We start from the raw sequence: 22600 nt of genomic DNA on the forward strand, positions 1-22600 counted from the left end.
CTTGGCTGCATTGACCGTCGCCCCGCCCCGGCTATGGTCGGGATCATGCGGGGGCGGATCGCGGCCAGATGACGGCGCTGACGGAATACGAGCGGCTGGAGGCGGCTGGATCCTGGCGCGAGGGTCCGGGCGAACGGTTGCGCGAGGTCATCGTCTCGGTCGGTGATGCGACCTTGATCCTGACCGATCCGAAATCCGACACGCCCCTGTCGCACTGGTCGCTGCCTGCGGTCATCCGCCTCAACCCAGGGGAAAGTCCCGCCCTTTTCGCACCCCAGGCTGATGGGGCGGGCGATGACGAAGTCTTGGAAATCGACGATGCCGTGATGGTCGACGCGATCGAACGCGTCCATCGCGCGATCGAATCGCGACGTGCCCATCCGGGCCGACTTCGGGGCGGGCTGACCCTGCTGGCAGTCGTGGCGATGCTGGCGGTGGCGATCTTGTGGGTTCCCGGCGCGCTTGTGCGACACGCGGCGCGGATTGCCCCGCCCGCGCAATCGCTTCAGATCGGCAAGATGGCGTTGGCCGATGTGATGCGCTCGACGGGGCTTGCCTGCGCCCATGGTCAGGGGCCGCTCGTCACTGACCATCTCGCGCGCCGCGTCCTGGGCGAGGGCGCAACGATCGTGGTTCTACCCGCAGATCTGAACGGCGCTCGGCAACTGCCGGGCCGCATCTTCGCCGTTGGACAAGATTCGCTGGCAGGATCCGCGAGCACGGAAAGTCTTGCCGGCGAATTGCTTGCCGCGGGAATCGTCGCTGGCGAGACCGATCCCGTCTACGGCGCCTTGGATTATGCCGGGTTTCGCCCCGTCATGTCGCTGCTGACAGGGGGGGACCTTCCGGCCGGTTCGCTTGACGGCTATGGCCAGATCCTGCTGAGCCAACCGGTCCAGCGCGCAGCGGACTCGTCGCTGCTTTCCGCATTCACCGAGGTGGGGATTTCCAGCGTCCCTTACGCGAGGCGGCTCGATCCCAGCGGCGAGGCGACGCTGGGCCTGATCGAGGCGGATCCCTTCCGCACCACCAACCCTCCTGCCCCGTTGCTGTCGGACGAGCAATGGCAGGCGCTGACGCAGATCTGCGAGACGAGCTAACCCAATTCAGCGAGCAACCGGGCGACCGATCCCACGCGAGCGCAGATCGTTCAGCGCCGCAACGAGCGAACGGCGATCACTGAACGGTCCAGCATAGAGGCCGGATGCGGACGCTCCCCGCCCGCGCTCCTGCGCGACCGGGTAGCCCAGATCGCGAAGTCGGCGGATGACGACACGGCGGCTTCCCTGATCTGGGAAAGAACCGACATGGACGAAGCGGGCGCCTGCCGGGATCATCTCGACATCAGCGGAACGGGTCTGTCGCGGCACTGACGCCGCAACCGACCTGGGCTTCGACCGTGTGGGCGGCGTGGGTCGGGCCGTCGCCGTTCTGGGGCCGCCCACCTCATCGACGCCAGCCGTTTGACCCTGCGTCGAGTTCATCGTCTGCTGCGGCATTGATGCGTCGGCTCGCGTCGCCGCCGTGCGTTGCAACGGTCGAACGTCACCCCCGCCACAGAAACCATGGGTCGCGTCCTCGCCCAGACCCGGCGTCGCAATTCCCTCCACTGGGTAACCCAGCAGATCGCAAAGCCGCCGGTTCGGGTTCAGGTCCGCAGCCATCTGTCGCTGCAGGGACGGCGCTGCGACGACCATCCGGGGCAGATCGGCCAGCGGGCTTGAGGCCGGTGTCTTTACCGGAGGGGCCGCCCTGCGCTCTTCACGAGGTCGGGGATCGGCCGTCAGTTCACCATCGCGGAGCCCATGCGCCAGCGTTTCGGCAAGCGCCTCTTCCGGCGATGGCGTTTTCGCATCGTGCACCCCGCCCCGATTGACAGAGAGAGAGGTCGGCGTTGGCGGATAGCCGCAGATTGTGGAGCCAGTCGCGTCAAGGCGGGGCGTCCAAGCGCTTCCGGTTCTTGTGAAGACGCAGCCTGTGCTGTCGATGTATTGCGCGCCGGTGAAATCGGCGGGCGGGGTCTCGGCGGGCGCGGCCAGCACCGCGCCGGCGGAGATCAGCCATACCATGATCGCGGCGCGCATTGGCCACCCTTTCCCGAAAGGACACCTGTTCCACCGGGGATAAACCGGAAACGCTAAGTCCCGGTTAACGGCTCACTTCGTGCCAAACATCCGGTCGCCAGCGTCGCCGAGACCCGGCACGATATAGCCGTGATCGTCCAGCCTTTCGTCCAGGGCCGCCGTCACGATGGGAACGTCAGGATGGGCCTCACGCATTCGCGCCACACCTTCGGGCGCAGCCAGCAGGCACAGGAAACGAATGTTCCTCGCCCCTTCCTGCTTCAGCACGTCGATCGCTGCGGCAGAAGAATTGCCGGTCGCCAGCATCGGATCGACGACGATCGTCATGCGCGCATCCAAGGCGCGCGGTACCTTCGAATAATACTGAACCGGCTGAAGCGTCTCGGGGTCGCGGTAAAGCCCGATGAAGCCGACCCGCGCCGCCGGGATCAGTTCCAGAATGCCATCCAGCAGCCCGTTTCCCGCCCGCAGGATCGAGATCAGGGCCAGCTTCTTGCCTTCCAGCAACGGCGCATCCATTTCGCACAGCGGCGTCTCGATCCGCTGCATCCCGATGTCCAGCTCGCGCGTCACCTCGTAGGCCAGAAGCAGGCTGATCTCGCGCAGAAGCCTGCGAAAACTGGCGGTCGATGTGTCCTTCTGCCGCATCAGCGTCAGCTTGTGCTGGACCAGCGGGTGGGTGACGACGGTCAGATGTTCGGTCACGCGAAGTCCTTTCTCAATCTCGTGCGGGTCGCCTCGTCGCAAAATGCGGCATCGGCGGCCCATTGGTTGATCTGCGAAAACTCGGCCTCGGTCCAGCCGAAGCTGTCGGCGAGCATGCGGTATTCGCGATCCATATCGGTATGGAAGAAGGGCGGATCGTCGGTCGAGACGGTGACGCGCACGCCGCGATCCATCAGTCGCGCAATCGGATGATCAGGCCAGCGCCGCCAAAGGCCCAGCGCGATATTCGATCCAGGGCAGACTTCCAGCGTAATCGCTTTTTCTGCCAGATCGTCCACAAGCGACGGATCTTCAATCGCGCGGACGCCATGGCCGATGCGCGTGACGCCCAACGCCAAGGCTTCGCGGATGCTGTCCGGCCCGCCCCATTCGCCCGCGTGACAGGTCAGTCCTAGTCCGGCCTCTCGCGCGCAGTCGAAGGACCAGGCGAAATCGGTCGCCTTGCCGACAGTCTCGGCACCGCCGAGGCCCAGTCCGGTGATCCAGCCGCCCGCCGTCTCGGCTGCGCAGACGGCTGAGGCTCGGGCGCGATCAGGGCTGAAATGCCTGATCGGGGTAACGATGCCGCGCGAATCGATGTCGGACCGCATCTTTGCCGCGACCTCTTCCATCGCCGCCAGATAGTCGCGCCAGGCTGACAGATCACCTTTGCCGCAGAATTCGGGCGAGACGAACAGTTCGGCGTAGATCACGCCGGTCTCGGCGGCACGCTCCAGAACCTCACGCAAGAGCCGTGCGTAATCGGCGGGGGTCTGGATGACCGAGGTCGCGGCCTCGTACACCCGCAGGAAATCGTTGAAATCAGCGTACCTATAGTGCCCACGCTCATCGAAGATACCGCTGAGATCGACACGCTTTTCCGCCGCCAGCGCGCGGATGAACGCGGGCGGCGCGGCACCTTCCAGATGCAGGTGCAGTTCGATCTTCTTGATGTTACTCACAGGAACGAGCGTCCTTTCTTGGGGGGCGGCAGGCCCAGATGCGCCATCACCGACGCGCCAATATCGACGAAACCGACCTGTCCGACGGCGCGTGTGCCCAGACCAGCGCCCAGCACCGGGACGCGTTCGCGGGTATGATCGGTGCCGTGCCAAGTCGGGTCGTTGCCATGATCCGCGGTGAAGATCGCCAGATCGCCGGGGCGAAGCCGGTCGAGAAACTGTCCTGCGACCACATCGAACCATTCAAGTTGCGCGGCGTAACCCGGCACGTCGCGGCGATGACCGAAATTGCTGTCGAATTCAACGAAGTTGGCGAATGTCAGGCTGCCGCCCTCCGCCTCATCGGCCAGTCGGATCAGGTGATCCGCCAGATCGGCGTCGGATTTGCCCTTGTGAAGATGCGAGATGCCGCGATGGCTGAAGATGTCGCCGATCTTGCCGATCGCATGGGTCACGCGCGCGGCCTTTTCGGCAATATCGAAGATCGTGTCGTCGGGCGGCGCAATAGCGAAATCGCGGCGGTTCGGCGTGCGTTTGAAATTAGCGGCGCTGGTTCCGATAAAGGGGCGCGCAATGCAGCGTCCGACGCGCATATCGTGCAGCATCGGCGCAAGTCGCTGGCAAAGGTCGATCAACCGGTCCAGCCCGAAAGCTTCTTCATGCGCGGCGATTTGCAGAACGCTGTCGACCGACGTGTAGCAGATCGGCTGTCCGGTCCGCAGATGCTTTTCGCCAAAGCGCTCGATCACTTCGGTCCCCGAGGCGTGGCAGTTGCCGAGGATGCCATCGACACCCGCGATCTCGCAGATCCGCGCGGTCACCTCGGGCGGGAACGCGGGGTCGGTGTCGGGGAAGTAATGCCAGTCCCACGGCACCGGCACCCCCGCGATCTCCCAATGCCCGGACGGCGTATCCTTGCCCTGCGAGATTTCGGAGGCCGCGCCCCACAGGCCTTGCGGAGTCTGCCCAAAACCCGGCGCATCGAGACCGGAAGCCAGCCGGATCGCCGCGCCGAGACCCAGGCGGTCGAGGTTCGGCATCGCCAGGGGCTGCGCCTGCGCGATGTGACCGACCGTGTTCGCGCCGGTATCGGGCTTACCCTCGTTGAAGAATTGCGCAGCGTCCGGTGCGCCGCCGATGCCCACCGAATCCATGACGATCAAGAAGGCGCGGCTCATGGCTCAATCCTTTCACGGATCAGCGCGCCGGGTTTGGCCGCGTGACCCAGCGTATAGGCGGCCCGGACGGCTGCGTCGGCCGCATCGGCGTCGGCTTCGGTGCGGGCATGAATCATCGCCAACGGACGGTCAGGTCCGACCTCCTCGCCCAGCCTGGCAAGCTTTGCCAGTCCCACGGACGGGTCGATCCCATCGCCAGCGTGGCGGCGCCCGCCGCCCATCGCAACGACGACATGGCCAAGGGCGGTCACGTCGATGGCAGTGACCGCCGTCGTCCTATCCGGCACCACGACCGGTCTGATCACCGACGCGCGCGGCAAGCGACGCGGTTCCTCCAACACACCGGCATCCCCGCCCTGCGCCGCAACCATCCGCGCGAACCGCTCGGCCGCGCCACCGCTGTCCAGCGCGCGGCGCGCCGCCTCCGGGGCTTCACCGGCAATCGTGAGGCACGCCTCAGCCAGTGCCAGAACCAGATCGCGCAGGGCGCCGCCCTGCCCGCGCAGGACCGCGATCGCCTCGGCCACCTCCAGCGCGTTGCCCGCGGCACGCGCCAGCGGCTGGTCCATATCGGTGATCAGCGCCGTGGTCCGGCAGCCTGCATCGTTTGCGGTTTTTACAAGGGCATGGGCCAACGCGCGCGCATCCTCATCACCGCCGATGAACGCGCCCGAACCTGCTTTCACATCCAGGATGAGCGCATCCAGCCCCGCCGCGAGTTTCTTCGACAGGATCGACGCGGTGATCAGATCGAGGCTGTCGACCGTCGCCGTCTCATCGCGAATGGCGTAGAGCCGCTTGTCTGCGGGCGCGAGATCGCCACCCGCCGCGACGATGGCGCAGCCGATATCAGCGACCGTGTGTCGAAAGGTGTCACCCTCCAGATCACAGCGAAATCCGGGGATCGCCTCCAACTTGTCCAGGGTTCCGCCGGTATGGCCCAGTCCCCGACCCGAGATCATCGGGACGTAGCAGCCGCAGGCGGCCAGAAGCGGCGCAAGCACCAGACTGGTCACGTCGCCTACGCCCCCGGTCGAGTGCTTGTCGACCACCGGCCCTGGCAGATCCCATTGCAGCACCGCGCCCGAATCCCGCATCGCGCGCGTCAGCGCGACGCGACCTTCAGTCCCCGTTCCCCGTAGCAGCGCCGCCATCGCGAAGGCGCCGGCCTGCGCGTCGCTGACACTTCCATCCGCCAATCCCTGCGCGATCAACCGCGCCCCATCCACGTCAAGGCCGCGACCCGCACGGAGCGCCGCGATCACGGGGCGCGGATCGCTCATCCCACCGTGCTCATATGCGACGGATCAAAGCGACCGGGTAGCAGATCGCCGATCGTCGTCGCCTGCGTGCGGCCTTCTGTGGTCGCCAGAAGCACCGGCGTCTCGCCGCTTCCGAACTCGGCCAGTTTCTGGCGGCAACCGCCGCAGGGTGGCACCGGGGACGGCGCATCGGCGATCACCGCGACCTCGACCAGCCGTGTCTCGCCCGCGGCCACCATCGCTGCGATGGCACCCGCTTCCGCGCAGGTGCCTTCGGGATAAGCCACGTTTTCAACGTTGCAGCCGGAATAGACCCTGCCCGAGGCGCCGCGCACGGCCGCGCCGACCTTGAAGTTCGAATAGGGCGCGTAGGCCGCCTCACGCACCAGGCGCGCCGCATCCAGCAATGACATCGTTCCCCCGACAAAAACCCGCCCGCAATGTTGCGCCGGGCCGTTGGGCAGTGCAAGAGATCGGTAAAGGCAGCCGTCTGGAGGGACAGCGATGGAAGAACGCAGGCATGACAACGCAAGGCAGGCGGCGCTCGATTATCACGAATTTCCGCGCCCCGGTAAGCTGGAGATCCGCGCGACAAAGCCCCTTGCCAACGGTCGCGACCTGACCCGTGCCTATTCGCCCGGCGTCGCCGAGGCCTGTCTGGAAATCAAGGCCGACCCGTCGACCGCAGCGCGCTATACCTCGCGTGGCAACATGGTCGCCGTCGTCACCAACGGCACCGCCGTTCTTGGCCTTGGCAATATCGGCGCACTGGCCGCCAAGCCAGTGATGGAGGGCAAGGCGGTTCTCTTCAAGAAGTTCGCCGCGATCGATTGTTTCGATATCGAACTGAACGAACCCGACCCCGAGAAGCTGGCCGATATCGTCTGCGCGCTGGAGCCCACTTTCGGGGCGATCAACCTGGAAGACATCAAGGCGCCCGACTGCTTCATCGTCGAGAAGATCTGCCGCGAGCGGATGAACATTCCGGTCTTCCACGACGACCAGCATGGCACCGCAATCGTGGTGGGCGCCGCCGCGACCAACGCGCTGCGCATCGCCGGAAAGCGGTTCGAGGACATCAAGATCGTCTCGACCGGCGGCGGGGCTGCCGGGATCGCCTGCCTGAACATGCTGATCAAGCTGGGCGCCAAGCGCGAGAACATCTGGCTCTGCGACATTCATGGGCTGGTCTACGAGGGCCGGACCGAGGACATGAATCCGCAGAAGGCCGAGTTCGCGCAGAACAGCGACGCGCGCAGCCTGGGCGAGGTTGTCGACGGCGCGGACCTTTTCTTGGGACTGTCCGGCGCCGGCGTGCTGACGCCAGAAATGGTGTCGCGCATGGCGTCGCAGCCGATCCTCTTTGCGTTGGCCAACCCGATTCCCGAAATCCTGCCTGAGGATGCGCGCAGCGTGGCCCCCGATGCGATCATCGCGACGGGCCGCAGCGACACCCCGAACCAGGTCAACAACGTCCTGTGCTTCCCCTTCATCTTCCGCGGCGCGCTGGATTGCGGTGCGACCACGATCAACGACGAGATGAAGATCGCCTGCATCGAGGCGATCGCGGCGCTGGCCCGGACCACGACCGCGGCCGAGGCGGCGGCGGCCTATTCCGGTGAAAAGCTGACCTTCGGACGCGATTACCTGATCCCGAAACCCTTCGATCCGCGCCTGAACGGCGTCGTCGCCAGCGCAGTCGCCAAGGCCGCGATGGATTCGGGCGTCGCGCTGCGTCCCATCCAAGATCTGCCCGCCTATCGGCGCAAACTCGACAGCAATGTCTTCCGGTCGTCCCTCATCATGCGGCCGGTCTTCGAGGCTTCCGCCACCGCGGCGCGGCGCATCGCCTTCGCGGAGGGCGAGGATGAACGTGTGCTGCGCGCCGCGAACGCGATGCTCGAGGACACGTCCGACCTGCCGATCCTGATCGGTCGCCCCGAGGTCATCGCGCAGCGGGCCGAACGCGCCGGGCTGCCGATCCGGCCGGGCAAGGATTTCGAGATCGTGAACCCCGAGGACGATCCCCGATATCGCGATTACTGGGGCACCTACCACAGCCTGATGTGCCGCCGGGGCGTCACGCCGGAATTGGCACGCGCAATCATGCGCACGAACACGACAGCCATCGCCGCGGTGATGGTGCATCTGGAACAGGCGGACAGCCTGATTTGCGGCACCTTCGGGCAGTACACCTGGCACCTTCGCTACGTGACCGAGGTTCTGGCCAACCAGCACCTCCATCCGCACGGTGCCTTGTCGATGATGATCCTTGAAGGCGGGCCGCTGTTCATCGCCGACACCCAGGTCAATCACGATCCGACGCCGGAACAGGTGATGCTGACCGCGATCGGTGCGGCACGTCACGTCCGCCGCTTCGGTGTGACGCCGCGCGTGGCGCTTTGCAGCCATTCGCAGTTTGGCAACCTCGACATCCATTCGGGCCGCAAGATGCGCGCGGCGATGGATCTGCTGGTCGACCGCGAAGTCGATTTCGAGTTCGACGGAGAGATGCACATCGACTCGGCACTCGACCCCGAGCTGCGTGAACGCGAATTCCCGAATTCTCGCCTGACCGAGGCCGCGAACATCCTGATCTTCGCGGGTACGGACACCGCATCGGGCGTTCGCAACATCCTCAAGACCAAGGCCAACGGGCTCGAAGTGGGACCGATCCTGATGGGCATGGGCAACCGCGCCCATATCGTCACGCCTTCGATCACCGCGCGCGGCCTGCTGAACATGTCGGCGATCGCCGGGACGCCCGTCGCGCATTACAGCTGAGCCTCTGGCAGGGACGGGTCGCGGACGCTAGAACGCCCGCGCCCCATCAAGGAGACGATCCATGTCGCACGACGCCCCCGCCCGCCCGATGTCGTCCCGTCGCGGCGGTCCGCTCAAGGGAACCGCACAGGTGCCGGGCGACAAGTCGATCAGCCACCGGGCGCTGATCCTCGGCGCACTGTCGGTCGGAGAGACGCGGATCACCGGGCTTCTGGAAGGTCAGGACGTGCTGGACACCGCCAAGGCGATGGCGGCGTTCGGCGCGCAGGTCGAGCGTGTCTGCGATGGCGAATGGTCGGTCCACGGTGTTGGCGTGGGCGGTTTTGCCGAACCTGAAGGCGTGATCGATTGCGGCAATTCGGGCACCGGTGTGCGCCTGATCATGGGTGCGATGGCGACGACACCGATCACTGCGACTTTCACCGGCGATGCCAGCCTGTCCAAGCGCCCGATGGCCCGGATCACCGACCCGCTTTCGCAGTTCGGCGCCCAGATCATCGCGCGTGACGGCGGTCGCCTGCCGGTAACGATCACCGGGGCCACCGATCCGGTGCCGCTGCGCTACAAGACGCCGGTCGCCAGCGCACAGATCAAGTCGGCCGTGCTTCTGGCCGGCCTGAATGCGCCGGGTGAAACGGTGGTGATCGAGGCAGAGGCGACGCGTGACCACAGCGAACGGATGCTAAGGGGCTTCGGCGCCCAGATCGCGACCGAGACGACGCCCGAGGGCCGCGTCATCACCCTGCGCGGCTGCCCCGAACTGATCGCCCAACCCGTCGCCGTGCCTCGCGATCCGTCGAGCGCCGCTTTTCCGGTCGCGGCCGCACTGATCGTTCCCGGATCAGAAATCCGCGTACCGGGCGTCAGTCGCAACCCGACCCGCGATGGCCTTTACGTCACGCTGATCGAGATGGGAGCCGACATCGTCTTCGAGAACGAGCGAGAGGAAGGCGGCGAGCCGGTTGCCGATCTTGTCGTCCGCCACAGCACCCTGAAAGGCGTCGAGGTCCCGCCCGAGCGTGCCGCAAGCATGATCGACGAATTTCCGATCCTGTCGGTGATCGCAGCCTTTGCCGAAGGCCCAACCGTGATGAACGGCGTCGCCGAATTGCGTGTGAAGGAAAGCGACCGGATCGACGCCATGGCACGCGGACTGGAAGCGAACGGAGTCCGCGTCGAGGAAACCCGCGACAGCATGACCGTCCACGGCGCCACAACCGTGCCGGGCGGAGCGGTCGCGACGACGCATCTCGATCACCGCATCGCGATGTCGTTCCTGATCCTCGGACTCGCGACCCAAAAGCCTGTCTCGATCGACGACGGCGGCCCGATCACGACATCGTTTCCCGATTTCGTTCCCTTGATGCGGAAGCTGGGCGGCGAGTTGAACGACGACTAGGCCATTAACCCGCGTCGCAGCGTCGCGGCACATTTGATTTGCATCACGGCCGGGCATGTTTAAGCCCAGAATTGGTTCACCTGAGGATTTCCAATGAAGATTCGTTTGATGCTTTCACTTTCGGCGATCGGCTTTGTCACAGCATGTGGCGGCGGGAGCAGTGATGGTGGCGGCGGCACACCTTCGTATCTGTCGCTTGTCAACCAACAGCGCGAGTTCGCCGTGCAATACGCAGCAGATGGCACGGTCGCCGACGATTTCACCCCGATCGCGCAACTGCCTCGTGGTGGCACGGCGCGCTATGAAGGTGCCGGCAGCTTTCGCGTGGGACCATCGGGCACCGCACCCCAAGCCGTCGGTGAGGCCGAGGTGGTGGCCGATTTCAGCGAAGACACGGTATCTGCGACGGTCGACAATTTTCGGCGGCGTGACAACAGCCCCACGAATGGCTCGATCAAGGTCGACGCCAATATGGAGGGCAGCCTTATGGTTGGGCGCGCACGGGGAACCGTAAACGTCAACGGTCGGAACCATAGTATTTCCGACCAGGCCGTGGGCGGGTTTCTTGGTAGCGGCGGCAAGGATGTCGTCATTACAAGCTCAGGCCGTACCGACCGACTCGACAATTACGGCCTTCTGATCACGGGCAGCCGGGACGACTGACCGTTGCCGGAAGCCGGGTCTCAACGGCGACGCACGCAATCGCGCCGCATCGCCGCGCTGATTCTTTGTCTCAGCCTGGTGCTCGGTGCAATCTCTGCGCCAATCCGGGCCGAGGCCCAAGCGAGCGGTGACCTGCCGGGATGGCGCGCTGCTCTGGCCTCGGGCTCAGACCGGCTGGCTCTGTTCACTTTTGGCCGGCTTGGACCCGATGTTCCACGCGCTGCGATCGCCGAGCTATCCGCGCGGACCGGAGGCGCGCATCGTGCTGGGGAAGGATTTCAGATCATTGCTCGGCGCGTCAGCGCACAGCCCATTCTCAGCTACAGTCGCAACTTTAATGGCGGCCTCGCAAACGAAAACATTACGCTCGGCGGTATCGACTTCGCTGTCGACCCCGCTGATCGCGCGAAATCGGGCGTTGTCGTCGGCGCTTCGGTCCTTGGTGGCGTGATTGGAAGCTACGCCGGTGGTTCGATCTTGCGTGTGTCGGGACTGGTCCGAACAGAGGCGCTGCCCGCCGAAGACTTGAGGCGAAACCGACTGGCACTTTCGGTCTGTGCTGAGCATTTCGTAGGTGGATGGACCTGGCTCGACGCCTGCGGCGGGGTCGGCGTGCTCGACCGGAATTATGGGGACACGCTGAGACAGCAAAACGCCTCCGTGGGCCTGACGCAGATCGCGCATATGGGCGGATTGGACCAACAGGTCGGCGCCAGCTTGACCTTAACCGATCAGGGCTACGGCCGACAGCAGGGCATTCTGGCTCGCTGGCTTGCAGCCGTTCCCTCAGTGGGTGCAGTCGGGATAGACGCGCACGCGAACCGGCGATTTGATGGTGAGTTGACCCGTCTTCGGCAGATCAACCTATCTCTCGCGCGCCCTTTGTTTGATCGGGATGTGGTTTTTGAGTTCGAGGCGGCGCGCGATGGGGGCATCAGTTTTTTTGGTGATAAGCGTACTGACGACACGCTGATCTTAAGTGTGGAGGCGGCAGTTACTGATAAATTTTCGGTCGAGGCCGCGATCGGTCGACGCAATTCATCCATCGACCTCTATGACGAGTCGCTGTTCAGCCTGAACGTCGAACTGACCGACTGGTAGTCAGTCCCAATCCAGCCCGATGGCGTCGCTCGTCCGCCGCGTGACGCGGTCGTCGAGCTTGGCTTCGATGTTGCTACCGTCGGGGTCCAAGAGGAATGCGGCATAGTAACCCGGGTGATAATCGCGCCAGCCGGGCTTGCCGTTGTCCCGCCCTCCCGCATTAAGCCCGAAAGCGTGGAAGCGGTCCACCGCGTCGCGATCAGAGGCCTGAAAGCACAGATGCACCAGTGACGGGGGGTGATCGACGTCGGCCGCGTCGATGAACAATTCGTCCAGTTCAAGCCAATCGCGTGATAGGCGGGCGCGCCCGTCGATGCCCAGCGCTTCAAAGATCGCACAGTAGAAGTCGGCGCTTCGCGCAAAATCCCGCACGCGAAGATGGACGTGGTCGATGAGCCTGCCCTGGTAATAGCGCATCTTGTTGCTCCTGCCCGTCAACGCCGAGCCATCGTCAACGGTTCGCTTGATAAAGGCGTAGAGGCGCCTGTTGTTTCCTCACGTCTTGGATATCGGGAAGCCGGCTACCTGCAATGCCACGCCGATCTCTTCCAGCACGGCAGGCTCCTCGATCGTTGCGGGGACGCGATAGGTCTGACCATCGGCGATGCTGCACATGGTTGCGCGCAGGATCTTGCCGGACCGGGTCTTGGGCAGGCGATCGACGATCAATGCCGTTCGGAAGGCGGCGACAGGTCCGATCCGGTCGCGGACCAATGCAATGACCTCATCCCGAATCCCGTCCGGTGTCGCGTCCACGCCCTTCTTAAGGCACAGGAACCCGACCGGAACCTGCCCCTTCAACGGGTCGGCAACGCCGATCACCGCGCATTCCGCGACCGCGGGATGGGAGGCCAGAACCTCTTCCATCGCGCCGGTGGACAGGCGGTGGCCCGCGACGTTGATGACATCGTCGGTGCGCGCCATGATGAACAGATAGCCATCGTCATCCACGTAGCCTGCATCGCCCGTCTCGTAGAAACCGCAAAAGCGCTCGAGATAGCTTTTTCGGAAACGGTCCTCGGCATTCCACAGCGTTAGCAGCGTTCCGGGCGGCAGGGGCAGTCTAACCGCGATCGGTCCCAGGGTTCCGGACGGCACAGGTTGGCCAGCCTCGTCCAGCACCTGAACATCGTAGCCCGGCATCGGGACGGCGGGACTGCCCTTGCGGATCGGCAGCAGCCCCAACCCCAGCGGATTCGCGGCGACCGCCCAGCCGGTTTCCGTCTGCCACCAATGGTCGATCACAGGCACGCCCAGCTTCTCTTCTGCCCATGTGACCGTGTCGGGGTCGGCACGCTCGCCTGCAAGAAACAGCGCCTGAAGAGACGAGATGTCGTAATCGCCGATCAGTGTGCCCTGCGGATCCTCGCGCTTGACCGCCCGGATCGCGGTTGGCGCGGTGAAGAACGACTTGACCTTATGGTCCTGGATGACGCGCCAGAACGTCCCGGCGTCGGGCGTGCCGACGGGCTTGCCTTCGAACACGATGGTCGTGGCGCCCGCAATCAGCGGCGCGTAGCAGATGTAGGAATGGCCGACGACCCAGCCCACGTCGGACGCGGCCCAGAACACATCGCCAGCCTTGATCCCGTAGATCGCGTCCATCGACCATTGCAACGCGACCAGATGCCCCGCTGTGGGGCGGACAACGCCCTTCGGCTGTCCCGTCGTCCCCGATGTATAGAGGATGTAGGCGGGGTGATTGCCCGGCACGGGCACGCAATCGGCTGGCTCGACGTTCCGCTGCACGTCGTGCCAATCGACGTCGCGGCCGTCGACCATCGAGGCAACCAGCTGGTCGCGCTGCAGGATGACACAGGTGTCGGGCTTGTGTCGTGCCGCTTCGATCGCGCGGTCTAGAAGCGGCTTGTAGGCCACGACACGGCCTGGCTCGATGCCGCAAGAGGCGGCAATGACGGCCTTGGGCTGCGCATCGTCGATGCGCACGGCCAGTTCGTGCGCCGCAAAGCCGCCGAACACGACCGAATGGACCGCGCCGAGACGCTGGCAAGCCAGCATCGCGATCAACGCTTCGGGAACCATCGGCATGTAGACGATAACGCGATCGCCGGTCACGACACGCTGCGCCCTTAATGCACCTGCAAGTCGCGCGACACGGTCGCGCAGGTCAGTGTACGTCAGCCGGAAGATCTGGCCGGTAACAGGGCTGTCATGGATGATTGCGATCTGGTCGCCGCGACCAGCCTCGACATGCCGATCAACGGCATTCCGACAGGTGTTGACCCTTGTGTCGACAAACCATTCGCCCGCTGGGCCCTGATCAAAATAGGCGCGCGTCGGCGCGCTGTCCCAGTCGATCAAATCAGCCTGCGCCAACCAGAATGCTTCAGGATCGGTGCGCCACGCTGAATAAACGTCTTTGTAAGTCATCGCCCCCTCCGCCGCGATTCGAAGGTTTAACGCGGCGGACTGGGACCGCGCAATATTCTTGCGCGAGAGTCAGGCCGGAGGAGTTGCCTTGTCGAGATCGGACAGATCGGGAAGGCCGTGGCGCTTGCGCAGGTGCCGTTCGATTTCCGAATTCAGCTCGGCCCCGACCATCACAACAATCGATGCGATCCACAGCCACATCATCAGGCCGACCGCCGCGCCAAGCGAACCGTAGGTCTCGTTGTAATTGGCAAAGTTCGCCGCATACCAGGAAAACAGCATGGAGGCGACGACCAGGCCCGCCGCCGCGAACAGCGCACCCGGCAGGACGCCCCGCCATACGCCTTTCCCCGGTTCACGCGCGGGGCCCCAGCGGTAAAGTGCGGCGAGCGTCACCACAACCACGGCGAACATGATCGGCCAGCGCAGGATGGCGACCATCCATTCTGTCGCGCTGGTCAGCGGCAGCATCCGCAAAACCGCTGGAATGACCGCGATGACGCCCAGCATAGTGATCAGCAAGATGATCCCACCAAGGGTGAAGCCGATGGCGATAAGGTTCTTCTTGATGAAGCTCCGCGTCTCGACGGTGAAGAAGGCGATGTTCAGCGCATCGATCATCGCCCTGGTCCCGCCCGTCGCCGAATAGAGTGCGATTGCGATTGCGATCAGACCCGCCGCAGACAGCGCGCTGCTGGGCGCAGAGGTGATCGACTGGATCTGGCCTTCGATGATGCCGTAGGCCCCCGACGGAAGAAACGCCTGCATCATCGACAGATGCTCGAGGATCATCCCGCGATCGGCCACAAGACCATAAATCGAAACCAGCGCAGTCAAGGCTGGAAACAGTGCCAGTAGGCTGAAGAACACGACGCCCCCAGCGACGGAGGTCACTCGATCTTCACTCGTCTCGGCCAGGGTGGACTTCCCGACAGAAAGCCAATCGTCCTTCGTCATCACCCACGGCGACGTCGGAGCGTCGTTTCGAACCAGATCGGATTTCGGAAGAACCGCTCGCTGTTCTGCCTCTGCGGCGCGGCGAGCGGCCTCATCGGCCGCCTGCTTGAGACGCGCGATATCCTCGTTCTCGGCCCTCGCGTCAGGGCCAATCCGCCACGCCCGACGCGTGTCCTCGTCGAGCGGTGCGAACAGCGCTTCGTAAAGGCCGGTGGATCGGTTTGCGGCCGTCTCGCTCAAAGCCGGTGCATCCGGTCAGCGCGAAGGTCATCGGCGGCGTCCTGCGGCCTGCGGGTGCGAGTTTCGGAAGGCGTGCGAGAGCGTGGATCTGCCGTGCGGTTTCCGACATTTCCCAACACACCACGAACGACATCGGCAGTATCGGAGAATTCGCGAACGATGCCCCCTGCTTGCGCAGCGACACTACGGAAGCCCGCGACTGCACCGGTCAGTGATGCGATCACACCGTTCAGGCTGCTCGTCAGTTCATTTGCGCGCCCCGTGATGTCGCCTGCCAGATCGCGGCGCCGCGATGCACCCGCACGGGCACGCGCGGCGCGTTCGCGGTCGGCGGCAGCCTGTGCACGCACGCGCCGACGAACCGCTTCCTGCTCATCCGAACTCAGATCGGCAAAGCGGGGGGCCATGCCGGCAGACCTCGGGCGGACGCGGGCCACCGGCTCGTCCTCGTTTCCGGCAATCGCCTCAGCCAGCTTGCGCGTGGCGAGAACCGTGGCCGTCGTCGCCGCCGCGGCGATGATTCCAATCCCGCCGTAGACCAGAAGCTGCGACGTCATCGTCTTGCCGTCATGCTCTGTCGTGCCGGGCTGAAGCCCCGGACGGGGAACAGGGCGCGGGCCGAACCTTGTCTGGCTGGTCACCCGCGCTTCATGGCCGGGTTCGCGGGAATCGTCGTCATGGGGTTGCTGCATCGGATGGCCTCGATCTGCGGTGGCAAAGTGTTGATGATAAACGGCGCTTCCCGGTCGGTTGTTCCACAGACTGACAAATCTTGCCCCCGGCCCCTACCCGGTCTATCCCCGCACCCGTCCGTCCAAGCCCGCCTTGCAGGAGTGCGCCGATGATCCCCCGCTATGCCCGCCCCGAAATGACCGCGATCTGGTCGCCCGAGACGAAGTTTCGCATCTGGTACGAGATCGAGGCTCATGCCTGCGATGCGCAGGCCGAGTTGGGCGTGATCCCGAAGGACAGCGCGGAGGCGGTCTGGGCCGCCAAGGACGCCGAATTCGATATCGCGCGGATCGATGAAATCGAAGCCGTGACCAAGCACGACGTGATCGCCTTCCTGACCCATCTGGCCGAGATCATCGGCTCGGAACAGGCGCGGTTCGTGCATCAGGGGATGACGTCCTCGGACGTGCTCGACACGACGCTGAACGTGCAGCTTGTGCGCGCGGCCGACCTGCTGATCACCGATGTCGAGCGGGTGATGGAGGCGCTGAAGCGTCGCGCCCATGAGCACAAGGACACCGTGCGGATCGGGCGCAGTCATGGCATTCACGCCGAGCCGACGACGCTGGGCCTGACCTTCGCGCGCTTCTACGCAGAGATGGACCGCAATCGGAACCGGCTGGAAAAGGCCCGGTGGGAAATCGCGACAGGCGCGATCTCGGGCGCTGTCGGCACCTTCGCCAATATCGACCCGGCGGTTGAAGAGCATGTCTGCAAGCAGATGGGCCTGCGCCCCGAACCGATCAGCACGCAGGTGATCCCGCGCGACCGCCACGCGATGTTCTTCGCGACGCTTGGCGTGATCGCCAGCAGCATCGAGAACATCGCGATCGAGATCCGCCACATGCAGCGCACCGAGGTGCTCGAGGCCGAGGAATTCTTCAGCCCCGGCCAGAAGGGCTCCAGCGCGATGCCGCACAAGCGCAATCCGGTACTGACCGAAAACCTGACCGGCTTGGCGCGTCTGGTGCGGATGGCGGTCATCCCGGCGATGGAGAACGTGGCTTTGTGGCATGAACGCGACATCAGCCATTCCTCGGTCGAACGTGGCATCGCGCCGGATGCGACGATCACGCTGGATTTCGCGCTGAACCGCCTGGCGGGGGTCATCGACAAGCTGGTCGTCTATCCCGAAACGATGCTGGCCAACATGAACAAGTTCCGCGGTCTGGTGATGAGCCAGCGCGTGCTGCTGGCGCTGACCCAAGCCGGTGTGTCCCGTGAGGACGCCTACCGTCTGGTGCAGCGAAACGCGATGAAGGTGTGGGAGCAAGGCAAGGATTTCAAGGAAGAATTGCTTGCCGACCCCGAGGTGACAGCAGCCCTGTCGCCGGCCGAGATCGAGGAGAAGTTCGACCTTGGCTATCACACCAAGCATGTCGACACGATCTTCCGCCGGGTCTTCGAGGACACTGCCGGATAAATTTTATGTTCCGGTAACGTTCCCTTAGCCAAGTTCCGGCATTGTTCGCGAAAGCGGACGATTCGACGGAGTGGTGAGATGGCGGCGGTGGCACTGACAACCCGGCAGAAGGCGGCGGTGATCGTACGCCTGCTGCTGGAAGAGAACGGCGACCTGCGGCTGTCGGCGCTGGACCGCGACACGCAGGCCTTGCTGGCGCAGGAAATGGCCGGGATGGAGCTGATCGATCGTGTGACGCGGGACGCGGTGGTGACCGAGTTCTGTGATCTTCTAGACGCCGTCGGGCTGGTCTTTCCAGGCAATCTGGATGGGACGCTGGACATTCTGGGCGCCTATCTCAGCGACGATACCAACGACCGCCTGCGACGGCTGGCGGCGCTGGCCGGCAAGGGTGATCCCTGGGAACGGATCGCGGCACTACCGATCGACAAGATCGTGGCACTGGCTCAGCAGGAATCGACGGACGTCGTCGCGCTGCTGCTGGCCAAGCTGCCGGTTTCGAAGGCGTCAGAGACGTTCACCGCCTTGGGGGCCGCGCGTGGCCGGCAGGTGGCCTTGGCGATGTCGATGGCCGGCAATGTGAGCGAGACGACCCTCCGCCGGGTCGGCACCGTTCTGCTTCAAGCGGCGGACGCCCTGCCCCGCTCGGCACTCGACTCACCGGTCGTGGACCGGGTCGGTGCGATCCTGAACTTCACGACCGCCGAGATTAGGGACAACGTGCTCGATGGGCTCGACGCCGACGATCTGGATTTCGCGGGCGGCGTGCGCAAGGCGATCTTCACCTTCGCCCATATCCCCGGCCGCATTGATCCGCGGGATGTGCCCAAGGTGGTGCGCGCGGTCGAGACGACGGTGCTGATCCGCGCCCTCGTCGCGCCCGGAGAGGCGGATGCGGCTGCGGGTGAGTTCCTTCTGGCAAACCTGCCGCAGCGTGTCGCCGAAAGCCTGCGCGACGACATGCGCGACCAGGGCAAGCTGCGCCCGCGCGAGATCGAAGAGGGCATGACCGCCGTCGTCGCGGCAATCCGCGACCTGCAGGCCAGCGGCGAAATTCAGTTCGTTCGTCCCGACGAGGATGCCGAGGCAGCGTAATCCGGCGCTGGCGCCGCAGACAGAAACGAAGCGCGCGGTTCGCCGCCTCGTTTCGGTTCACTGACGCCTTCATCCTCGGCCTTGCCTCAAACTGACGATCTGTCCTAGCTGCGGGCCACGGGATCGATGTCAAAGGACCCGCGCATGACCAATCAGATCGCGATCGCTCTGGGGGTGCTGATCATCGGTGTTCTCATCGCCGACCGGCAATGGCTTCAGGGCGATCTGCCGCTTGCTCTGGCGCGACAGATGGCCGCGCTGGTCGAATGGGTCAGTTTCTGGCGCTGAGCAGGGCGGACCGCCCGTCCCACAGGCCGTTTGCACCCTCGACGGGATCGGGCTATGGGATGGCCGACATCATTTTCGGGCGGAGTTCACCATGGCAGTCAAGGTTGCAATCAATGGCTTCGGCCGCATCGGACGCAACGTCCTGCGCGCCATCATCGAGTCGGGACGCACCGATATCGAGGTGGTCGCGATCAACGATCTGGGCCCGGTCGAGACCAACGCGCACCTGATCCGCTTCGACAGCGTGCACGGCCGCTTCCCGGGCGAGGTCAAGGTCAACGGCGACACGATCGACGTGGGTCGCGGCCCGATCAAGGTCACCGCTCTGCGCAATCCGGCCGAACTGCCCTGGGGCGACGTCGACGTGGCGCTGGAATGCACCGGCATCTTCACCGACGCCGATAAGGCCCGCGTCCACCTCGACAACGGCGCAAGCCGGGTCCTGGTCTCGGCGCCCTCGAACGGCGCGGACAAGACCATCGTCTATGGCGTGAACAGCGACACGCTGACGGCCGAAGACCTGATCGTCTCGAATGCGAGCTGCACCACCAACTGTTTGTCGCCGGTGGCGAAGGTGCTGAATGATACCGTCGGTATCGAAAAAGGCTTCATGACCACGATCCACAGCTATACCGGCGACCAACCGACGCTGGATACGATGCACAAGGATCTTTACCGCGCCCGCGCCGCCGCGATGTCGATGATCCCGACCTCGACCGGTGCGGCGAAGGCGGTGGGGCTGGTGCTGCCGGAACTGAACGGCAAGCTCGACGGCGTGTCGATCCGGGTGCCGACGCCCAACGTCTCGGTCGTCGATCTGGTCTTCGAAGCGTCGAAGCCCACCACGGTCGAGGCGGTGAACGAAGCGATCCGGGCAGCGGCCGATGGTCCGCTGAAGGGCGTGCTGGCCTATACCGATCAGCCAAACGTCTCGATCGACTTCAACCACGATCCGCACAGCTCGATCTTCGCGCTGGACCAGACCAAGGTCATCGACGGCAACATGGTCCGCATCCTGACCTGGTATGACAACGAGTGGGGTTTCTCCAACCGCATGTCGGACACCGCGGTCGCGATGGGCAAGCTGATCTGAGCATCGCGGTCGATGCGAGCCTTCAACGGCGGGGCGTTGGCCCCGCCGTTTCGCGTTTCACGGACGCTTTCGACCCAGACGACGCGAATTGGCACGCGTCCGCTTGCGGTAAGGGCGCAGGGCGGCGGACATGACGCGGTCGGCGCTGGCTCCACGCGACGCCGCTTCCGTCATCGCGAACAGCGATTCGGTGGCAGCCGCCTGCTTTTCCGCAACCATCCGGAAGGGCTCCCCCGGCGACTGATTGGTCAGTCCCAGCAGACCCATCATCCTCAAACCGATGATCATCTGCGATTCAGCCGCGATCCACGCCATTTCGGACCAGAGTGACCAGGGCAGGGCCACCTTGGCGATCGGTGAATGGGCCATTGTTGGTGCCTTTCGATAGCGAACACCCGTTCAGTAACGTCCCCGGCGCCGCTTTGTTCAACCCCTTCTTTCAGTCAGGCTCGCGCGCGGCTTGGCATCGACCGCAGCCCCGGTGTAAGGCCAGAGCCATGAGCGAGACCCTGACCCTGCGCCGTCCCGACGACTGGCACCTGCATCTTCGCGACGGCGCCATGCTGAAGGCCGTCACGCCCCATTCGGCCGATTACGGCCGCGCGATCATCATGCCAAACCTGGTGCCACCGGTCGTGACGGGTGCGCAAGCCGCCGCCTATCGCGACCGGATCCTTGCCGCGTTGCCCAACGGCGCGGTGCTGGACCCGCAAATGACGCTGTATCTGACCGATACGACCGATCCCGCGGATGTCGTCTCGGCCTTCCGGTCCGGCGTGATCCGCGCGGTGAAACTTTATCCGGCGGGCGCCACCACCAATTCCGCCAGCGGCGTGACCGATGTCGCGCGCGTGCGCCCGGTGCTCGAGGCGATGGCAGAGGCTGGTGTGACCCTGTGCGTCCATGGTGAGGTGACGGACCCCTCGATCGACATCTTCGACCGCGAGGCCGTGTTCATCGACCGCGTTCTGGCGCCCTTGCGCGATGCGACCCCCGGCCTGCGCGTTGTGATGGAGCATGTGACGACGAAGGACGGGGTCGATTACGTCCGTGACGGGGGCGAGGACATCGCCGCGACGATCACCACCCATCACCTTGTCATCAATCGCAACGCCATTCTCGCCGGTGGCATCCGTCCGCATTACTACTGCCTGCCTGTGGCCAAGCGTGAGGAACATCGCCTGGCCCTGCGACAGGCGGCGACCAGCGGTGAGGGTCGTTTCTTCCTTGGTACCGACAGCGCGCCCCATCCTGACACAGCGAAGCTGCAACCGTGCGGATGCGCGGGCTGTTTCACCGCGCCGAACACGATGTCGATCCTGGCCCATGTCTTCGAGCAGGACGGCGCGCTCGACCGGCTGGAGGCGTTCACCAGCCTCAACGGCGCAGCCTTCTACCGCCTGCCTCCGAACGAGGATCGGATCACCATGGTGCGCCATGACGATCCGATCGCGTTCCCGGAAACGATCGACGTCGGCGACGAGACGGTGACGATCTTCGACCCCGGCTTTCCCCTTCACTGGCAGATCGAGGCACCATGATCGCGACCTTTCCCCCGCGCGAGGAGATCGCGCGCCTCTCGGCCCGGATGCTTCTGGAAATCGGCGCGGTTCACTTCAACGCCGCGGAGCCCTATACCTACGCATCCGGCCTGAAGGGCCCGACCTATATCGATTGCCGCAAGCTGATCTCGTATCCGCGCATCCGCGCGACGCTGATGGACTTCATGGCGGCGACGATTCTGCGCGATGCAGGGTTCGAAGCCTTCGACAACATCGCCGGCGGCGAGACGGCGGGCATTCCCTTCGCCGCGATGGTGGCCGAGCGGCTGGCGCTGCCGATGACCTATGTCCGCAAGAAGCCGAAGGGCTACGGGCGCAACGCCCGGATCGAGGGCGTGATGACCGAGGGTCAGCGCGTCCTGCTGGTTGAGGACCTGACCACTGACGGGGGCAGCAAGCTGTCCTTCGTGGATGCGATCCGCGACACGGGCGCGACCTGCGCCCATACGGCCGTGATCTTCTATTACGGCATCTTTCCGGACACGATCGACCGGCTGGCGGACCATGGCGTCACGTTGCACCATCTTTGCACTTGGTGGGACGTTCTGGCCGAGGCTCGGGCGCAGAAAAGCTTCGACGACACCACCCTCGCCGAAGTCGAGCGTTTCCTGACCGACCCGCGCGCGTGGCAGGCGGAGCATCGCTGAGCCGCGGTTCTGCCCACAGGTTATCCCCAGAACC

General features: G+C 64.7%; 22 protein-coding genes. 11 read left to right on the forward strand and 11 right to left on the reverse strand.

Going from position 1 to position 22600, the window contains the following annotated elements; all coding sequences use genetic code 11:
- Positions 1 to 68 precede the first annotated feature (68 nt).
- The gene (locus MLD63_RS14750) at positions 69 to 1100 is read left to right on the forward strand and encodes a hypothetical protein (RefSeq protein ID WP_255330671.1); all 1032 of its coding nucleotides are present in this window, start codon (positions 69 to 71) and stop codon (positions 1098 to 1100) included.
- Positions 1101 to 1106: 6 nt separating this feature from the next.
- On the opposite strand, the gene MLD63_RS14755 is transcribed toward MLD63_RS14750, so the two are convergent.
- From MLD63_RS14755 to MLD63_RS14780, 6 genes are all read right to left on the reverse strand, one after another.
- Complete coding sequence (locus MLD63_RS14755; RefSeq protein WP_255330672.1) at positions 1107 to 2084, reverse strand: SPOR domain-containing protein; 978 nt, start codon at positions 2082 to 2084, stop codon at positions 1107 to 1109.
- Between the two features lie 72 nt (positions 2085 to 2156).
- Complete coding sequence (gene upp, locus MLD63_RS14760) at positions 2157 to 2789, reverse strand: uracil phosphoribosyltransferase (protein WP_255330673.1); 633 nt, start codon at positions 2787 to 2789, stop codon at positions 2157 to 2159.
- Positions 2786 to 3751: an adenosine deaminase gene (locus MLD63_RS14765; protein ID WP_255330674.1), complete on the reverse strand. Its 966-nt coding sequence runs from the start codon at positions 3749 to 3751 to the stop codon at positions 2786 to 2788. The genes upp and MLD63_RS14765 overlap by 4 nt, the downstream gene beginning before the upstream one ends.
- On the reverse strand, positions 3748 to 4929 hold the full coding sequence (locus MLD63_RS14770; RefSeq protein WP_255330675.1) for a phosphopentomutase: 1182 nt from the start codon (positions 4927 to 4929) through the stop codon (positions 3748 to 3750). The genes MLD63_RS14765 and MLD63_RS14770 overlap by 4 nt, the downstream gene beginning before the upstream one ends.
- Complete coding sequence (locus MLD63_RS14775) at positions 4926 to 6212, reverse strand: thymidine phosphorylase (RefSeq protein ID WP_255330676.1); 1287 nt, start codon at positions 6210 to 6212, stop codon at positions 4926 to 4928. The genes MLD63_RS14770 and MLD63_RS14775 overlap by 4 nt, the downstream gene beginning before the upstream one ends.
- On the reverse strand, positions 6209 to 6604 hold the full coding sequence (locus MLD63_RS14780; RefSeq protein ID WP_255330677.1) for a cytidine deaminase: 396 nt from the start codon (positions 6602 to 6604) through the stop codon (positions 6209 to 6211). Before MLD63_RS14780 ends, MLD63_RS14775 begins: the two co-directional genes overlap by 4 nt.
- Positions 6605 to 6695: 91 nt before the next feature.
- Between MLD63_RS14780 and MLD63_RS14785 the strand changes: the two genes are divergently transcribed.
- The 4 genes from MLD63_RS14785 (at position 6696) to MLD63_RS14800 (ending at position 12138) form a co-directional block, all read left to right on the forward strand.
- A complete protein-coding gene (locus MLD63_RS14785) occupies positions 6696 to 8975 on the forward strand; it encodes an NADP-dependent malic enzyme (RefSeq protein ID WP_255330678.1) in 2280 nt (759 codons plus the stop codon).
- A gap of 61 nt (positions 8976 to 9036) precedes the next feature.
- Positions 9037 to 10374, forward strand: coding sequence for a 3-phosphoshikimate 1-carboxyvinyltransferase (gene aroA / locus MLD63_RS14790; RefSeq protein ID WP_255330679.1), 1338 nt, complete (start codon positions 9037 to 9039; stop codon positions 10372 to 10374).
- Positions 10375 to 10467: 93 nt separating this feature from the next.
- Entirely contained in the window at positions 10468 to 11037 is a 570-nt protein-coding gene (locus MLD63_RS14795; RefSeq protein ID WP_255330680.1) for a hypothetical protein, read from the forward strand.
- Between the two features lie 3 nt (positions 11038 to 11040).
- Complete coding sequence (locus MLD63_RS14800; RefSeq protein WP_255330681.1) at positions 11041 to 12138, forward strand: hypothetical protein; 1098 nt, start codon at positions 11041 to 11043, stop codon at positions 12136 to 12138.
- Here the strand turns inward: MLD63_RS14800 and MLD63_RS14805 are convergent, their stop codons facing one another.
- From MLD63_RS14805 to MLD63_RS14820, 4 genes are all read right to left on the reverse strand, one after another.
- Positions 12139 to 12555, reverse strand: a complete 417-nt coding sequence (locus tag MLD63_RS14805) for a VOC family protein (protein WP_255330682.1) — start codon at positions 12553 to 12555, stop codon at positions 12139 to 12141.
- Positions 12556 to 12633: 78 nt separating this feature from the next.
- Positions 12634 to 14529 (reverse strand): propionyl-CoA synthetase, encoded by a 1896-nt coding sequence (locus tag MLD63_RS14810; RefSeq protein ID WP_255330683.1) that lies wholly within the window; start codon positions 14527 to 14529, stop codon positions 12634 to 12636.
- Between the two features lie 69 nt (positions 14530 to 14598).
- Positions 14599 to 15726 carry a YihY/virulence factor BrkB family protein gene (locus MLD63_RS14815; RefSeq protein ID WP_255330684.1) on the reverse strand — a complete coding sequence of 376 codons (1128 nt, stop codon included), beginning with the start codon at positions 15724 to 15726 and terminating at the stop codon, positions 14599 to 14601.
- Positions 15723 to 16418, reverse strand: coding sequence for a hypothetical protein (locus tag MLD63_RS14820; protein ID WP_255330685.1), 696 nt, complete (start codon positions 16416 to 16418; stop codon positions 15723 to 15725). Before MLD63_RS14820 ends, MLD63_RS14815 begins: the two co-directional genes overlap by 4 nt.
- A 149-nt stretch (positions 16419 to 16567) precedes the next feature.
- Here MLD63_RS14820 and purB point away from each other — a divergent pair, with 149 nt between their 5' ends.
- From purB to gap, 4 genes are all read left to right on the forward strand, one after another.
- Positions 16568 to 17881 carry an adenylosuccinate lyase gene (purB, locus tag MLD63_RS14825; RefSeq protein WP_255330686.1) on the forward strand — a complete coding sequence of 438 codons (1314 nt, stop codon included), beginning with the start codon at positions 16568 to 16570 and terminating at the stop codon, positions 17879 to 17881.
- A gap of 78 nt (positions 17882 to 17959) precedes the next feature.
- On the forward strand, positions 17960 to 18976 hold the full coding sequence (locus MLD63_RS14830; protein ID WP_255330687.1) for a FliG C-terminal domain-containing protein: 1017 nt from the start codon (positions 17960 to 17962) through the stop codon (positions 18974 to 18976).
- Between the two features lie 144 nt (positions 18977 to 19120).
- Positions 19121 to 19264 (forward strand): hypothetical protein, encoded by a 144-nt coding sequence (locus MLD63_RS14835; protein ID WP_255330688.1) that lies wholly within the window; start codon positions 19121 to 19123, stop codon positions 19262 to 19264.
- A 91-nt stretch (positions 19265 to 19355) separates the two neighbouring features.
- Positions 19356 to 20357: a type I glyceraldehyde-3-phosphate dehydrogenase gene (gene gap, locus MLD63_RS14840; protein WP_255330689.1), complete on the forward strand. Its 1002-nt coding sequence runs from the start codon at positions 19356 to 19358 to the stop codon at positions 20355 to 20357.
- A 57-nt stretch (positions 20358 to 20414) separates the two neighbouring features.
- Here gap and MLD63_RS14845 read toward each other — a convergent pair whose 3' ends face one another.
- The gene (locus MLD63_RS14845) at positions 20415 to 20726 is read right to left on the reverse strand and encodes an antibiotic ABC transporter (protein ID WP_255330690.1); all 312 of its coding nucleotides are present in this window, start codon (positions 20724 to 20726) and stop codon (positions 20415 to 20417) included.
- A 128-nt stretch (positions 20727 to 20854) separates the two neighbouring features.
- Here MLD63_RS14845 and pyrC point away from each other — a divergent pair, with 128 nt between their 5' ends.
- Both pyrC and MLD63_RS14855 read left to right on the forward strand, forming a co-directional pair.
- A complete protein-coding gene (gene pyrC, locus MLD63_RS14850; RefSeq protein ID WP_255330691.1) occupies positions 20855 to 21898 on the forward strand; it encodes a dihydroorotase in 1044 nt (347 codons plus the stop codon).
- Positions 21895 to 22566 (forward strand): orotate phosphoribosyltransferase, encoded by a 672-nt coding sequence (locus tag MLD63_RS14855; RefSeq protein WP_255330692.1) that lies wholly within the window; start codon positions 21895 to 21897, stop codon positions 22564 to 22566. The genes pyrC and MLD63_RS14855 overlap by 4 nt, the downstream gene beginning before the upstream one ends.
- The last annotated feature ends 34 nt before the right edge of the window (positions 22567 to 22600 follow it).

Origin of the sequence: Paracoccus albicereus, assembly GCF_024359525.1 — a bacterium.
GTDB lineage: Bacteria > Pseudomonadota > Alphaproteobacteria > Rhodobacterales > Rhodobacteraceae > Paracoccus > Paracoccus albicereus.

Excerpts from the sequence above, each read along its gene's own strand:
- MLD63_RS14750 (WP_255330671.1), top strand. The coding sequence starts at position 69 with ATGACGGCGCTGACGGAATACGAGCGGCTGGAGGCGGCTGGATCCTGG.
- MLD63_RS14755 (WP_255330672.1), bottom strand. The coding sequence starts at position 2,084 with ATGCGCGCCGCGATCATGGTATGGCTGATCTCCGCCGGCGCGGTGCTG.
- MLD63_RS14770 (WP_255330675.1), bottom strand. The coding sequence starts at position 4,929 with ATGAGCCGCGCCTTCTTGATCGTCATGGATTCGGTGGGCATCGGCGGC.
- MLD63_RS14775 (WP_255330676.1), bottom strand. The coding sequence starts at position 6,212 with ATGAGCGATCCGCGCCCCGTGATCGCGGCGCTCCGTGCGGGTCGCGGC.
- MLD63_RS14780 (WP_255330677.1), bottom strand. The coding sequence starts at position 6,604 with ATGTCATTGCTGGATGCGGCGCGCCTGGTGCGTGAGGCGGCCTACGCG.
- MLD63_RS14785 (WP_255330678.1), top strand. The coding sequence starts at position 6,696 with ATGGAAGAACGCAGGCATGACAACGCAAGGCAGGCGGCGCTCGATTAT.
- aroA (WP_255330679.1), top strand. The coding sequence starts at position 9,037 with ATGTCGCACGACGCCCCCGCCCGCCCGATGTCGTCCCGTCGCGGCGGT.
- MLD63_RS14795 (WP_255330680.1), top strand. The coding sequence starts at position 10,468 with ATGAAGATTCGTTTGATGCTTTCACTTTCGGCGATCGGCTTTGTCACA.
- MLD63_RS14805 (WP_255330682.1), bottom strand. The coding sequence starts at position 12,555 with ATGCGCTATTACCAGGGCAGGCTCATCGACCACGTCCATCTTCGCGTG.
- MLD63_RS14810 (WP_255330683.1), bottom strand. The coding sequence starts at position 14,529 with ATGACTTACAAAGACGTTTATTCAGCGTGGCGCACCGATCCTGAAGCA.
- MLD63_RS14820 (WP_255330685.1), bottom strand. The coding sequence starts at position 16,418 with ATGCAGCAACCCCATGACGACGATTCCCGCGAACCCGGCCATGAAGCG.
- purB (WP_255330686.1), top strand. The coding sequence starts at position 16,568 with ATGATCCCCCGCTATGCCCGCCCCGAAATGACCGCGATCTGGTCGCCC.
- MLD63_RS14830 (WP_255330687.1), top strand. The coding sequence starts at position 17,960 with ATGGCGGCGGTGGCACTGACAACCCGGCAGAAGGCGGCGGTGATCGTA.
- MLD63_RS14835 (WP_255330688.1), top strand. The coding sequence starts at position 19,121 with ATGACCAATCAGATCGCGATCGCTCTGGGGGTGCTGATCATCGGTGTT.
- gap (WP_255330689.1), top strand. The coding sequence starts at position 19,356 with ATGGCAGTCAAGGTTGCAATCAATGGCTTCGGCCGCATCGGACGCAAC.
- MLD63_RS14845 (WP_255330690.1), bottom strand. The coding sequence starts at position 20,726 with ATGGCCCATTCACCGATCGCCAAGGTGGCCCTGCCCTGGTCACTCTGG.
- pyrC (WP_255330691.1), top strand. The coding sequence starts at position 20,855 with ATGAGCGAGACCCTGACCCTGCGCCGTCCCGACGACTGGCACCTGCAT.
- MLD63_RS14855 (WP_255330692.1), top strand. The coding sequence starts at position 21,895 with ATGATCGCGACCTTTCCCCCGCGCGAGGAGATCGCGCGCCTCTCGGCC.